This is a genomic window from Hyphomicrobium sp. (genome assembly GCF_041674905.1).
Classification (GTDB): domain Bacteria; phylum Pseudomonadota; class Alphaproteobacteria; order Rhizobiales; family Hyphomicrobiaceae; genus Hyphomicrobium_B.
The window spans coordinates 1-12,662 of the sequence record NZ_JBAYUV010000058.1; the positions used below are offsets into that span (position 1 = coordinate 1).

Annotated in this window: 13 protein-coding genes; all 13 read left to right on the forward strand. The window is 61.0% G+C overall.

Annotated features, from left to right (window positions below; all coding sequences use genetic code 11):
• The first annotated feature begins 136 nt into the window (after positions 1-136).
• On the forward strand, positions 137-1,777 hold the full coding sequence (locus WC026_RS16495) for a terminase large subunit domain-containing protein (RefSeq protein WP_372712100.1): 1,641 nt from the start codon (positions 137-139) through the stop codon (positions 1,775-1,777).
• Positions 1,774-3,057, forward strand: coding sequence for a phage portal protein (locus WC026_RS16500; RefSeq protein WP_372712101.1), 1,284 nt, complete (start codon positions 1,774-1,776; stop codon positions 3,055-3,057). The genes WC026_RS16495 and WC026_RS16500 overlap by 4 nt, the downstream gene beginning before the upstream one ends.
• Positions 3,041-3,652 (forward strand): HK97 family phage prohead protease, encoded by a 612-nt coding sequence (locus tag WC026_RS16505; protein ID WP_372712102.1) that lies wholly within the window; start codon positions 3,041-3,043, stop codon positions 3,650-3,652. Before WC026_RS16500 ends, WC026_RS16505 begins: the two co-directional genes overlap by 17 nt.
• A 48-nt stretch (positions 3,653-3,700) precedes the next feature.
• Positions 3,701-4,978: a phage major capsid protein gene (locus WC026_RS16510; RefSeq protein WP_372712103.1), complete on the forward strand. Its 1,278-nt coding sequence runs from the start codon at positions 3,701-3,703 to the stop codon at positions 4,976-4,978.
• A 63-nt stretch (positions 4,979-5,041) separates the two neighbouring features.
• Positions 5,042-5,332: a hypothetical protein gene (locus WC026_RS16515; RefSeq protein WP_372712104.1), complete on the forward strand. Its 291-nt coding sequence runs from the start codon at positions 5,042-5,044 to the stop codon at positions 5,330-5,332.
• Positions 5,332-5,541: a hypothetical protein gene (locus WC026_RS16520; RefSeq protein WP_372712105.1), complete on the forward strand. Its 210-nt coding sequence runs from the start codon at positions 5,332-5,334 to the stop codon at positions 5,539-5,541. Before WC026_RS16515 ends, WC026_RS16520 begins: the two co-directional genes overlap by 1 nt.
• On the forward strand, positions 5,541-6,164 hold the full coding sequence (locus tag WC026_RS16525; RefSeq protein WP_372712106.1) for a hypothetical protein: 624 nt from the start codon (positions 5,541-5,543) through the stop codon (positions 6,162-6,164). Before WC026_RS16520 ends, WC026_RS16525 begins: the two co-directional genes overlap by 1 nt.
• Positions 6,146-6,496, forward strand: coding sequence for a hypothetical protein (locus WC026_RS16530; RefSeq protein WP_372712107.1), 351 nt, complete (start codon positions 6,146-6,148; stop codon positions 6,494-6,496). The genes WC026_RS16525 and WC026_RS16530 overlap by 19 nt, the downstream gene beginning before the upstream one ends.
• Complete coding sequence (locus WC026_RS16535) at positions 6,493-6,954, forward strand: hypothetical protein (protein WP_372712108.1); 462 nt, start codon at positions 6,493-6,495, stop codon at positions 6,952-6,954. Before WC026_RS16530 ends, WC026_RS16535 begins: the two co-directional genes overlap by 4 nt.
• Positions 6,955-6,990: 36 nt before the next feature.
• On the forward strand, positions 6,991-8,244 hold the full coding sequence (locus WC026_RS16540) for a phage tail tube protein (protein WP_372712109.1): 1,254 nt from the start codon (positions 6,991-6,993) through the stop codon (positions 8,242-8,244).
• 145 nt (positions 8,245-8,389) lie between these two features.
• Entirely contained in the window at positions 8,390-8,821 is a 432-nt protein-coding gene (locus WC026_RS16545) for a hypothetical protein (RefSeq protein ID WP_372712110.1), read from the forward strand.
• An 867-nt stretch (positions 8,822-9,688) separates the two neighbouring features.
• Positions 9,689-10,375, forward strand: a complete 687-nt coding sequence (locus WC026_RS16550) for a hypothetical protein (RefSeq protein WP_372712111.1) — start codon at positions 9,689-9,691, stop codon at positions 10,373-10,375.
• Positions 10,359-12,662 (forward strand): phage tail length tape measure family protein (locus tag WC026_RS16555; protein WP_372712112.1); only part of this gene is annotated, 2,304 nt, incomplete at its 3' end. The genes WC026_RS16550 and WC026_RS16555, both read left to right, overlap by 17 nt.

Sequence of the window (12,662 nt, forward strand, 5' to 3'; positions counted from 1 at the left end):
CAGCGTGCCAAAGCGGCGGATGCCGATCTGATGGCCGAGATCGAGGCCGAGGCGACCGCCGAGAATGTCGTCCACTGACGCGCCGCGATTCTCTTGCCCCGATTGGTGGCAGAAGATCCAGGCGGGCGAGACGCCCATGGCGGCCGTGCCGCTCAACCAGGCGCGGGCAGCGAAGGCGCTGGCGTTCTTCAACCGCCTGCGGCTGCCAGATATTGCTGGCAACCCTCCGCTGGCTGAAGCCTGTGGCGACTGGTTTCGCGACATCCTCGTTGCGTTTCTGGCGAGTGAAGACCCGGAGACCAAGCGGCGGCTCGTGTGGGAGCTGCTTTGCATGGTCCCGAAGAAGAATTCGAAGACGACCTACGTCGCCGCGCTTGGGCTCACGGCGCTGTTCATGGAGGAGGCCCCGAACCGCCAGATGTTGATCGTGGCTCCGAGCCAAAACATTTCTCAGCGCTGCTTCGAGCAGGCGCAGGGCATGATCAGGATCGACGCGCGGCTCGACGCCATCTTCAAGATCACCGACAACGTCAAGTCGATTTTGCGGCGCAAAACCGGGACGGAGTTGCAGGTCAAGACCTTCGACACGTCGATCGTTACCGGTGAAATCCCGGTGCTGACGATTATCGACGAGCTTCATGAGCTCGGCAAAAAGGCGAAAGCGCCGGCAGTGATGCAGCAGATACGTGGCGGCGGCATCACGATGCAAGGCGGTCAGGTGCTGATGATCACGACGCAGTCGGATGAGCAGCCGGCGGGCATCTGGCTGACGGAGCTCAAGAAGGCCCGCGCGATTCGTGACGGCAAGGGCGGTGATGCGCCGATCATGCTGCCTGTTCTCTACGAGCTTCCGCCTGAGCTTCAGCGTGACAAGGTGTATTGGCGCAACCCGCGACACTGGGCGCCGCTGCTTCCGAACCTTGGTCGGTCGATCGACCCGCAGCGCCTTGCGGACGACTATCAGAACAATGGGCGCGCCAATGAGCAGGCCGAGCAGATATGGGCCTCACAGCACCTGAACATCGAGATCGGTGTTGGCCTTGGCGATGGCCGATGGCGTGCTGCTGACTTCTGGGATGCGGCCGTCGACGAAGGGTTGGCCGACCTCGATCATCTGCTGGAGCGCTCCGAAGTCGTGACGATGGGCATCGACGGCGGTGGCATGGACGATCTCTTCGGCATCGCCGTCATTGGCCGAGAAAAGGGCACGAGGCACTATCTGTGTTGGGCTCACGCCTTTGCCCATCAAAAAGTCCTCGCTCTTCGAAGAGAAATAGCGCCGGTATTGAAAGACTTCGAGGATGAGCAGTCTCTGACGATGTGCGCGCGATCGAATGAGATCGTGTCGAAAGTGGGTGACGTCTTTTCTCGTGTTCTTGCGAGCGGGCTTTTTCCCCAAAAGGATGCCGTTGGAATCGACCCGAACAATATCGCTGCAATCTTCGAAGAGTTGATCGGCCGCGGCATGACGGACGCCATGCTTCGGCGGCTCCTTCAGGGTGTGGCGCTCGCACCGGCGTGGAACATGATCCCGATGAAAATCGACGATGGGACGCTTTTCCACGGTGGAACCGCGATGATGAACTGGTGTGTCGGCAACGCCAAAGCCGAGTCGCGGGGCAATGCGATCATGATCACGAAACAGGTGTCGGGTCGGGCAAAGATCGACCCGGTGATCGCGCTCGGTGAGGCTGCGGTTCTGATGAGCTTCAATCCGGAAGCGGCTGTCGTGCTGTCGCCCTGGGACGATCCGGAATTCTCGCTGGTGAGCGCATGAAGATCGGCCTCGAGATCAGTCGATCAGGAGCGGAGACGCGCGCGAGCATCGAGGATCCGACGGTGCCGGTCTCGCAAACAAGCGAGTTTATGGCGCTGTTCGGTCTCGACGGCGTCAATCTTCCTCACGTCACGATCGACAGCGCGTTGACGGTGCCGGCGGTGAGCGCCGCGGTTGCGTTTCTGTCGCGCACCATGGCGACGCTGCCGCTGCACGCGTATCGGAACACGAAGGATGGCGCTGTCAGGGTTTCGGGAAAGCTCCAGGTTGTGGTGCATGATGCGCCGAACGACGGAATGGACAGCTTCAAATTCCGCCAATACTTCTGGCAGCAGGTGTTCACGGTTGGGCGCGGACTCGCCTGGATCGAGCGCACGCCTCAGGGCGTCGAGGCCCTGTGGCCGATGGACCCAAACAAGACGCAAATCAAGCGCGTCGGCGGACGGCTCCAGTACAAATTCGGCGACAAGATCTACGATCAGGTCGATGTGATAGATGTTCCGTTCATGTTGCGCGCGGATGGCGTGCGCCACTACGGACCGATCAGCATGGCGGCGAAGGCCATCCAGCTTGCGCTCGCGATGAATGAGTATGGAAGCAAGCTGTTCGCCGGCGGCGGCGTCCCGCCGCTGGCGCTCGTTGGCCCTCTGCCGGTCGGCGCCGATGCGATGAAGCGCGCGATGGTCGATATCGGACGGGCAATCGACGTGGCGCGTCAGAACGGCAAGCCGATCATCCCGATCCCGCCCGGTTATGAGCTGAAGCCGATCGGATTCGACCCCGAAAAAGGTCAGATGACCGAGGCTCGAACGCACCAAATTCAGGAAATCGCGCGGATTTATCAGCTTCCGCCGGTTTTCTTGCAGGATCTGTCACGCGCCACATTCACAAATGCGGAACAGCAGGATCTGCACCTGGTGAAGCATCTGGTCGGCCAGTGGTCCGAGGCGTTCGAGGGCGAGTTGAACCTCAAGCTGTTCGGTCGCTTCAATGCAGGGCGCTATGTCGAGCACAATCTCGACGGCCTCATGCGCGGCGACTTCAAGTCGCGGATTGAGGGCATCGCGCGCGCTGTGCAGACTGCGCAGATCACGCCGAACGAAGCGCGGGCGCTCGAGAACCGCCCGCGCCACGCAAATCCGGCGGCCGACGAATTGTTGGTGCAGGGAGCGACGATCGTGCTCGGGCAGCAGCCGGTGGTGAAGCCGAATGCACCGAATGAATCCAACCCGGTCGACGAGCCGAAGGGCGATGGAGAGGCGGATGACAACGAAGCCTGAGGCTGAGCGTCGATCGCTGACGCTGCCGGTTGAGCGCCGCGCGGCGGCGGATGGCGGCAAGGTCACGGTCGGCGGCTATGCGGCCGTTTTCGGCGAAGCTGCCGATATCGGCGGGTATTTCCGCGAGATTATCTCGCGCGGTGCCTTCAGTGCGTCCCTCAAGGGCGGCGATGTGCGCGCCTACTTTGAGCATGATCGTGGCCGCGTGCTGGGCCGCAGCAGCGCCAAGACGCTGCGGGTCGACGAGGACAGCAAGGGCCTTGCAGTCGAGATCGACTTGCCGGACACGACGGACGGCCGCGATGCGCGCGAGTTGATCGAGCGGGGTGACATCAGCGGCATGTCGATCGGCATGATCGTGCGGAAGCAGGAATGGGATGAGACGACCGATCCGCCGACGCGCACGATCACCGATGCTGAGTTGATCGAGGTTTCGATCGTCTCCGAGCCCGCTTACGAGGGAACGACGATCGCCATGCGATCGCTCGAGGCCGCGCGCAAGGAGCGCCGCCAACAGAATTTCAATGCCGCCGCAAGGCGCGTCGGCATGAAGGTTTCCATCGACCTGCGCTCGCGGGCGATGAGTAAAGCCTAGGCGTCCCGCCGAAGGCCCAACCCATCATTCATCAGAGGAATATGACCGATGAGCAATCGGATTAAGGAACTGCGGGACAAGCAGACGAAGATCGTCGCCGAGGCCCGCGAGCGTCTCGATCAGATCGAGAAGGCGACCGACGAGGCCCGCGCCAAGGAGCTGGAGACCCAGCACGATGCGGCGATGGCCGAGTTCGACAAGCTCGAAAAGCAGATCGAGCGCGAAGAGCGCGTCTCCAGCGTCGAGAAGCGCGAGGAGGAGCGCCGCGCGAAGCAGCGGCCCGTGCTGGGCGAGGGTATCGAGACCAGCGGCGCGGATGACGGCGACAAGATCAGCTATCGCTCCGCTTTCCATCGCTATGTACAGGTGGCGGGCGATCTGTCGGCGCTCAGTGCCGAGGAGCGGGCCGTGTTGCAGGCCGGCGCCGCTCCGAGGGAAACTCGCGCCCAGACCACCACGGGCGGCAGCGGCGCGGCCGGCGGCTATACGATCCCGACCGAGCTGAGCAATCAGCTCATTCGGACCATGAAGATGTGGGGGCCGATGTACGATGAGGATATCTGCACGGTGATGAACACCACCGGCGGAAATCCGATCGACATCCCGACCATCGACGACACGTCCGTGCCCGTCGCGGCGCATACCGAGGCTGGTTCGGTGACGGACGATGGCGGCTCGGATGCGACCTTCGGCAAGAAGTCGCTCGGGGCCTTCGCGTATGACACCGAGTGGGTGAAGTTCTCCTGGGAACTGGCGCAGGACTCGATCTTCAATTTCGAGACGTTGCTCGGCGACCTGCTCGGTCAGCGGCTCGGTCGTCGCGCCAACACCGAGTTGACCACCGGTGCCGGCAGCACGAGTGGCCCGAACGGCATCGTCACGGCCTCGACGAAGGGGAAGGATGCGGCCGCGGCCGCGGCCGTGACATATGACGAGCTGATCGACCTCGTTCATTCGGTGGACCCTGCGTATCGGCAGTCGCCGAAGGTCCGCTTCATGTTCAATGACAAGACGCTGGGCGCGTTGCGCAAGCTGAAGGACGGCGAGGGCCGCTACATCTGGACTCAAGGGGATGTCCAGGGCGGTGTGCCGGGCAACATCCTCGGCTATCGCTACTCGGTCAATCAGGCAATGGCCGATGTCGCGGCCGGGAACAAGTCCATCGTGTTCGGCGACTTCGGAAAATACTTCGTCCGCAAGGTCGGCGGCGTGGTGATGTTCGTCGCGCGCGAGCGCTTTGCTCCCGATATCGGCCTGCTCGGTCTGATCCGGCTGGACGGCGAACTCGGCGACACCGCCGCGGTCAAGCACCTGCTCCAGCCCTAACGGCATCAGAGTAACGGCGAGGCCGACGGCCTCGCCAGCCTGTTTTCATGAATGGAGGTGGCGATGAGCTACGCGACCAAGGTTTATAAGGCGCTCGGCGGTAATGAGCTTGTCGTCGAGTCTGGCGGCAAGGTCACTCTTAAGCCGGGCAGCACGCTGGAGAATGCCGGTGACTTTTTCGTATCGGTGACGTTCGACAGTGATTTTTTCACCGTCACTGAAGGCGAGGTTACGCTCAAGGCCGAGGTAGCTGCGCTACTGACGCTTGTCGACAATATTCCAACCAGTGATCCGGAAGTCGCGGGTCAGATCTGGAGCGACGGCGGCGTCCTCAAGGTGTCGGCAGGCGAATAATGCGAGTTCGTCTCCTGGTCGGATTGTCGGGGCCAACTTATACGCTAGGGCCGGGAGATGAGCGCGATTTCTCGCAAGCCGAGGCGATCCGGCTGGTCGCGGCGGGGTATGCCGTTCCGGTCGCCGAGCGTGAGGTCGAGCGTCTAGAAGACGCTGTGCGGCCGATCGAAAGCCGCGGGAAGCGCGCGCGCGTGAGGGCTCAGGGCTGATGTGGTATCCCGCGAAGGTCACTGCGCCGCCGGCCTCCGAACCGGTGACCTCGGCGGAGGTCAAAAAGCAGTGCGGTATAGCGTCGGCGGATACCAGCTACGATGCGATGATCACGCGGATGATCGCGTCAGAGCGTGGATACGTCGAGCGCTACTGCAGCATCAAGGTCGTCACCCAGGCGGTCGATGTCACCTGCGATGGCTTCTGCGACTTTGCGCGATTTCCAGTGGCGCCACTGCAATCGATTTCATCGATCGCGTATGTTGATGCGGTGGGGCAGCCGCAGACACTGTCGTCGGCGGTCTACCAGTTGCGAGAAGATGGCTTGCAGCCGGAGATCGAACGGAAGCATGGTCAGGTTTGGCCGGCCATCCAGTCGGGCTCGCGGATTACCGTAACTGCGATCGTCGGCTTCGCGGCCGTGCCTGAACAGATTTCAACCGCGATCCTGCTGCGCATCGGTCGACTGTTCTCGCTCAGCAAGGCCGACCCGGCGCTGCGCAAGCGTGTTGTCGAAGGGGTCGGCAGCCGTGAGTGGGACCAGTCGGGCGCCGCGGAAGCGGGCATCAACCGGGCCGTCGCCGACTTGCTCGAAGATTTCAGGTGCTGGCCACTGTCATGAGCTTTCTTGATGATCATCGAGCGGAGATAGTCGACGGTGGCGAAGAAATTCTTGTCCGCCGGTTCACCGGAACCGGGAGTCCGCGCCCAAAAACCGACACGGCGACGATGGCGCGTGTGAGGGGGTATCAGCCGGACCCGCTCGTCGGATCGATCGTGCAGGGCGATGTGAGGATCATCGCTCTCGTCGACACACTGTCGGCAATTCTGCCTCTGACGACGGCCGACAAGGTTGTTGTGCGTGGCAAGGAACTGGCGATCAAGGCCGTCGACGCCAACACGCGAAGGATCGGCGGGACGTTGATTGCCCTGGAAATCCAGGCTGGCGGATGACGACGGCGACACAGGCGCTTGCTGCCTTGAAGGCCAGGCTGACGGTCGGCTCCGGGATCACTCTGCCGATGTACTGGCTGGGCGATGATCCTCCGGTGCTGCCGGATACGCCGGCGGCCTTTGCCTATCTGGTGTTCAACAATGAGGGCTCGGGCGCTGGACCGTCCTCGTTCGGCGGCGGGCGGGGAGCTAACACCTATCGCAACCGCGCGATGCTTGAGGGCTACGTCTTTGCTCCGCTGACCGGCGCGGACGGGATGGGTCCGGTCATGACGCACGCCGAGTCGATCGCTGCGCGGCTGCGGAGTTACCGGGATGGTTCAATTTCGTGCTTTTCTGCGGACATCATCCCGGTCGGTCCGGGATCGAGCGTCGCGCCGCCGGGCTTCGTATCTGAGGTGAACAATTACAACTGCGCGATTGTTGAGGTCGCGCTCTCGTTCGACCAGATCGGCTGATCGCCGCAACCTCAATCCCAAAACCGGAGAACTGAAATGGCTCTCGCCGAAGGCGTATCCGCACGCATTGCTTACAAGGCTCATTCGACCGGCGTCATCACGCCTGGCGTCGAACCGGACTTTTCCTCCGATCCCGGCGCGTCGGGCGGTCAAATTCTTCGCCGCGTCTCGTCGACGCTCGCTTTGTCGAAAGACACGTATCAGTCGAACGAAATCCGTGGCGATCGACAGATCCTCGATTTCCGCCATGGCGTGAAGCGCGTGCAGGGCAATGTCTCCGGGGAATTGTCGCCGCTGACCTATGGTGATTTCTTCGAGGCGGCGTGTCGCGGGACTTGGGCGGCATCGATCGCGGCCGACGAGACCGACTTCACCAGCGTCGCATTCGACAACGCGACGTCCAAGATCACGCTTGGCGGCGGGGCCCCGATCACGGAAGGCATCCGTGCCGGCATGATCCTGCAATTTACTGGTCTTGCCGAGGCGGCCAACAATGGCGTCAACTTCTTGGTGCTCTCGATGGGCGGCACCAGCGGACGTGAGCTGACGGTCTTTCCGCCGCCGACGACCGCAACGGCCGACACCGAGTTCGATGTCGTGTCCATCGGCCGGCGTCTCATCGTTCCGTCGTCCGGTTTCGTGAGCCGCAAGTTCGCGCTCGAAATCTGGAATCAGGACGTCGATATTGCCCGCCTGTTCACCGAGTGCCGGGTTGGTGGCTTTAACGTGCAGCTCCCGGCTTCCGGTATGAGCACGGTCGATTTTGACTTCATGGGTCGCAACATGACGATCTATGAAGACAGCGCAGCTCCGTTCTTCTCCGCCCCGTCAGCCGAAACGACGACCGGCACGATGGCCGCGGTCAACGGCTTGCTGCGGGCGTCGGGACAGACGATCGCGGTCATCACCGGGCTGAACATCCAGATGCAACTCAGTCCGTCGGCCGATCCTGTCGTTGGATCGAACCTCGTCCCGGAAATCTTCCTGGGCCGCGCGAACGTGACTGGCCAGATGACGGCATTTTTCGAGAATGCCGACCTCATCAACGATTTCGTCAACGAGAATACGCTCGAAATTCTGGCGTATCTGACGACATCGAGCGCGCCTGATACGCCGGCCATGACATTCTACCTTCCGCGCGTGAAGCTCGGCGGCGCCGATCTTCAGACGCAGGGCGAGGGCGGGCAGTCCATCACGCTCCCGTTTCAGGCCCTCAAGAGCACGGCGACGGAGTCCTCGACGGGGATTCCCGAGACGACCATTCAGATCGTCGACACGCAACAGACCTGATCCAGCAATCCCCGCCGCCTACGGGGTCATCCGCACGGTTGGCCATAACGGCCTCCCGCGCGTTGCGCGCAACAGGACGGCCCCGCTGGCGGGCGGGGCCGCTCCGCCTCCGCCAAGGAAACTTGAGATGTCGAAGTTTGGGAAGATGGGCGTCGTCACCGACGCCGCCGCGAAGATGCCGATCATTTATCCCGGCGAGATCGATCCGGTGGTGGATGCTCAGGGCCGCGAGGGCTTCGTTGAATTTCTGCCGTGGGACAGCGAGCCCGGCCGCGCGCTCGATCGCAAGAAAAATGTCGATCAGGTCCGCAAAGGCTTCCGTTCCCGCAGCCGCGCCGAGCTGCGCGCCGAGGCGGAGAAGGAAGACCCGATCGAGGATCAGGTAGAGCGGCTTGTGGCGCTGGCCACGAGTTGGCATCTTCTGGAGCAGGATGGGACCGTGATCGACGTTCCGTTCAGTAAAGAGAACGCGCGCGAATTGTTCTCTGCACCGGAGATGGGCTGGCTGCGGCGGCAGAGCTTTGCTTACGTGGCGAACGAGGCAAATTTTATGAAGAACTCGTCGAAGGCCTCGTAACCTTCGCCGAGTTCGAGTTTCGCAACGCCCGAAAGCTCACCGATGGTGGATCAGTGGGTGATCACGCTGAGAGTGCGGCCCGTCAGTTCGCCAAGCTTGGTATGAAGCCAAAGATTGCTCCGGTTATCGAAGGCCCCGAGTGCCCTCGGCAACTGGTATACCTCTGGAATTATTTCCATGAGATTTCCATGGGACTTGCCTCCAATGGGATGGGTCCGCCTCTCGTAACGTGGGAATCTCTTGTGGCCTGGTCGCGCTTTTCGAGGGTCGCGCTGATGGGGTGGGAGGCGCGCGCACTGGTCGACCTTGGGTATAAGCGAGCGATCGTTCAGTCGGAAGATGTCAGAGGCGCTGATCGTCGGCGGTAAAGTTGGTTACCAAGGTTCGAAACGGGGGAAAGAGGTGAGAGGATATCCGATCATTCTAAGTTCCCAAGTCGAATCTGTATCTAGTGAGACACAGGTAATGCGAACGATCCATCCGTTCGCGTCCTCGCCCACCTTTGTTACTTTCGACACTTTGGGGCAGTTCAAATCGTTGTTCCGAATGTTGCCCGCAAGGCTGTCCTTTTGCTCATCACTGAACTTCTCGAAGTCAACTAAGGCCGGTGGGTTCTTCTGGCGGTTTTCCCTGACCACGCATTGAAGCTTGCGCACGTTGTCCGTGATCCGGTCACAAGATGATTGGGCAAACGATGGGGAGCTACTGCTTAGACTTAGTCCGAGACAAAGCGTCATCAATGGGCCCCTGTTGATGATGGCAATCCTCATTTCTGCGTTCCTAGCTCACATCGTGTGAAGGGGCGGGCCACCAGGGCCTCCTAGACGTTTCACAACGCCAAATTTTCACAACGCCGGAGCACAAGCAATGACTCCGATTCAGTCTTTCCGACGGATCGTCGCTGTCGACTGGCCGAAGCAGGCTGCTGCGGATGCGAAAGAGCGGCTTTTGCAGGTGGCTCGTCAAGGCCACGCTGACATCATGGCGCGGCAGGGGAATCCTCAATTCGACGCTTATGCCAACCGGCCGGGCAATCGGGCCTTGGAAACGGTCATCCTGCCGGGTCCGATCATCTACACCTATTCGAACCTGAAGGCGCTGGTTGAATTCGCACTGGATGAGCTTCGGAAAACCTCGCCGGTGATCTCCGGGGACTATGTCAGGAGCCATCAGTTGTTCGTCAATGGTGCTGCGGTCGATGCATTGCCGGCAGACCTGAAGCCGAGCGACGAATTGATGATCGCGAACCTTGTGCCGTATGCGCGGAAGATCGAAGTCGGCAAAACGAAGTCCGGTCGCGCATTCGTCATCCAGGTCCAGCCAAGAATCTATGAGCGGGTCGGGAAGGCTCTTCAGGCCCGCTACAAAAACGTCGCACGGATCACCGTCGAGTTCGTCACCATCCCGAATAACTATCGGCTGAAGGCCGATCAGAAAAAGCGTTCATGGTTGGCGAACAAGGGTCGCTGGCACACATCATCCCGGCAGTACGCCGACAGGGCTGCCGGATCGGTCGTCACCGCACCCGCAATCGTTATTGCGCCATTGGTTTGAAGCAATGACCACCACAGTTACTGAAGCTGTTTACCGGATGCGTGTCGATGGCTCTGCCGCCGTCGATGCTGCTGCGCGCTCAGTCGACGGCCTTGCGGTTTCCGAGGAGAAGCTGACGCGGGCGACACGCGCGACTGAGCAAGGGTTCGAACGGCTATTAGGCCGGCTTGATCCCGCCATCCGCGCGCACCAGCAATATCAGCAAGCTCTTGAGCGGGTTGAGCGGTTTACGGCGGCGGGCATTGGGACGGATGCTGATCGCGCTCGCGCGGTCGAACTCATCACGCAACGATATCAGCAGGCGCTTGGTGCCATTGGCCGTCATTCGCAGGTTGTCAATGACAACAGCAAGAAGGTCGGCCTGAACGCCTACGAAATGAAGAATCTTGGCTTTCAGATCAACGACGTCGCCACGATGCTGGCGATGGGCCAAAGCCCCTTCCAGATCATGGCGTCACAAGGCGGCCAGGTCTATCAAATCCTTGCCGGCTCTCAGGGCGGCGTGACTGGAGCGGTCAAAGGTCTCGCCGCATCCGTGACTTCGTTCCTTGGCCCGCTCGGGTTGATGGTGACGGGATTCGCGGCTGTTACTGCTGCTGCATATGCGTTCTATCAGCTCACGAAGTCGGAAGCGCCGACTGCGGAAAAGCTCTTGGCCGAACACGATCGCCTGTTGAAGATTGTCAAGGATAGCTACGACAAGGTCACCAACTCGGCTCGTAATTGGTATGAACAGAGCAAGGCTGTTACGCAGCTTCAGCTTCTTCAGCAGGAACTTGATCTCCGCCAGAAGTTGAGAGAGGAGGTCGGAAGGAACATCTCCAATACTACGCGCTATGGCAATCTCGGGGATTTTTTTGCCACGATGTTCGGGGGGCAGGGGGAGCGCGTTGTCCAAGAGAAGTTGCAGCCGTTTGAAGATGCACTGTTGAAGCTTTATGGCTCCTTCAAGGAAGGAACGCCCAACGTCCGCGAGTTTGTCGACGAAGTCGCGCGCATTGCGCTACTGAATCCCGCTCTTCAAAAACTTGGTGCTGAACTGGTTGCCAGCATGGGCGATGCGAGTAAGTTCGCGCAGCTTCTGCAGCAAACCCAAGATATGATCAAAGGCATTGCGTCTGGGTCATTTGACGCGGACCAGCGCGGCCGTCTGGGACTTGGCGACCCCTCAAAAGCGACAGTCAGCGCATACGATCAGCTAATTCAGAGGACAAAGGACCGCATTGAGCAGCTCCGTCTTGAAGCGCAGACGGCCGGCCAGACGGGCGAGGCTGTGCTTAAGTTGCGATTGCAGCATGAGGCGGAGCGCGCCGCGAAAAAATCTGGCATTGCGCTAAATCAGGAGTACATCGACCAGTTAAAAGAGGAATACGCGGCTGCTGACCGACTGGCGCGGGTCGCGCAAGTACGTGCAAATATCGAGTTTGATCGAGCGACCATGGGATTGTCTCCTGCGGATACGCAAATTGCTCAGCAGCTTCGTGATATCTACGGCAACGATATCCCCGCCGCACTGGCCTCATCGGAGGCGGCCGCCATGCGGCTCACCGACGCTATGCGCGAGGGCTTTCAGGGTGTCTCCGACGTCGTGAAGGGTGTCTTCACTGCGATACTGACCGGCAAGAACGCGATGGACGCGCTCATTGCCGGGCTGGATCGTCTGGCAGACAAGCTGGCGAGCGCCGCGTTTGAAAATCTTCTGACGGGCGCCCTGACTGGGAACCCGGTGCAGATGGCTATCGGCGCTGCGCAGGCGGGCGGCGCGCTCGTCGCCACGGCGTTCGGCAACAATCTTAAGCTTCAGAAAGCTCGTGAGGAGTGGGAGAAGGCCGGCCCGGCCTTCGAGAAGTTCATTTCGACGCTGTCCGGCGGGATGCAAGGCGCGATCTCGCAGCAATTCGAGCAGCTCCGCTCGCAGGCTGAGCAGTTCATCGACAAGGCGTTCAAAGCCGGCGATTTCAGTGCCATCAATCGTGTCCTGACCGCGTTCTCGGATGCCGTCATCCGCGAGACCACTGCATTCCGGGAGTCCTTCGAAGGCATGCTGTTGGGCCTGGAAAGCGGTCTCGGCCCATCATCGCCGTTCGCATCGGCCGCCCAGCGGATCAAATCCATCACGGACGAATTGCAGGGCTTCATCGACGACGCCCGGATTTCGTTCGCGAACGATCCGATCGCGCTCGCAGCCGGAAACAACCCGCTGATCGCCGGGGGTGGCGAGACGCAGGTGCGCTCCGCCACGGAGGCCGCGCAACAATATCTGCTGTCGCTTCTCGGCGCGAAGCCG

Excerpts from the sequence above, each read along its gene's own strand:
- WC026_RS16495 (WP_372712100.1), top strand. The coding sequence starts at position 137 with ATGGCGGCCGTGCCGCTCAACCAGGCGCGGGCAGCGAAGGCGCTGGCG.
- WC026_RS16500 (WP_372712101.1), top strand. The coding sequence starts at position 1,774 with ATGAAGATCGGCCTCGAGATCAGTCGATCAGGAGCGGAGACGCGCGCG.
- WC026_RS16505 (WP_372712102.1), top strand. The coding sequence starts at position 3,041 with ATGACAACGAAGCCTGAGGCTGAGCGTCGATCGCTGACGCTGCCGGTT.
- WC026_RS16510 (WP_372712103.1), top strand. The coding sequence starts at position 3,701 with ATGAGCAATCGGATTAAGGAACTGCGGGACAAGCAGACGAAGATCGTC.
- WC026_RS16515 (WP_372712104.1), top strand. The coding sequence starts at position 5,042 with ATGAGCTACGCGACCAAGGTTTATAAGGCGCTCGGCGGTAATGAGCTT.
- WC026_RS16520 (WP_372712105.1), top strand. The coding sequence starts at position 5,332 with ATGCGAGTTCGTCTCCTGGTCGGATTGTCGGGGCCAACTTATACGCTA.
- WC026_RS16525 (WP_372712106.1), top strand. The coding sequence starts at position 5,541 with ATGTGGTATCCCGCGAAGGTCACTGCGCCGCCGGCCTCCGAACCGGTG.
- WC026_RS16535 (WP_372712108.1), top strand. The coding sequence starts at position 6,493 with ATGACGACGGCGACACAGGCGCTTGCTGCCTTGAAGGCCAGGCTGACG.
- WC026_RS16540 (WP_372712109.1), top strand. The coding sequence starts at position 6,991 with ATGGCTCTCGCCGAAGGCGTATCCGCACGCATTGCTTACAAGGCTCAT.
- WC026_RS16545 (WP_372712110.1), top strand. The coding sequence starts at position 8,390 with ATGGGCGTCGTCACCGACGCCGCCGCGAAGATGCCGATCATTTATCCC.
- WC026_RS16550 (WP_372712111.1), top strand. The coding sequence starts at position 9,689 with ATGACTCCGATTCAGTCTTTCCGACGGATCGTCGCTGTCGACTGGCCG.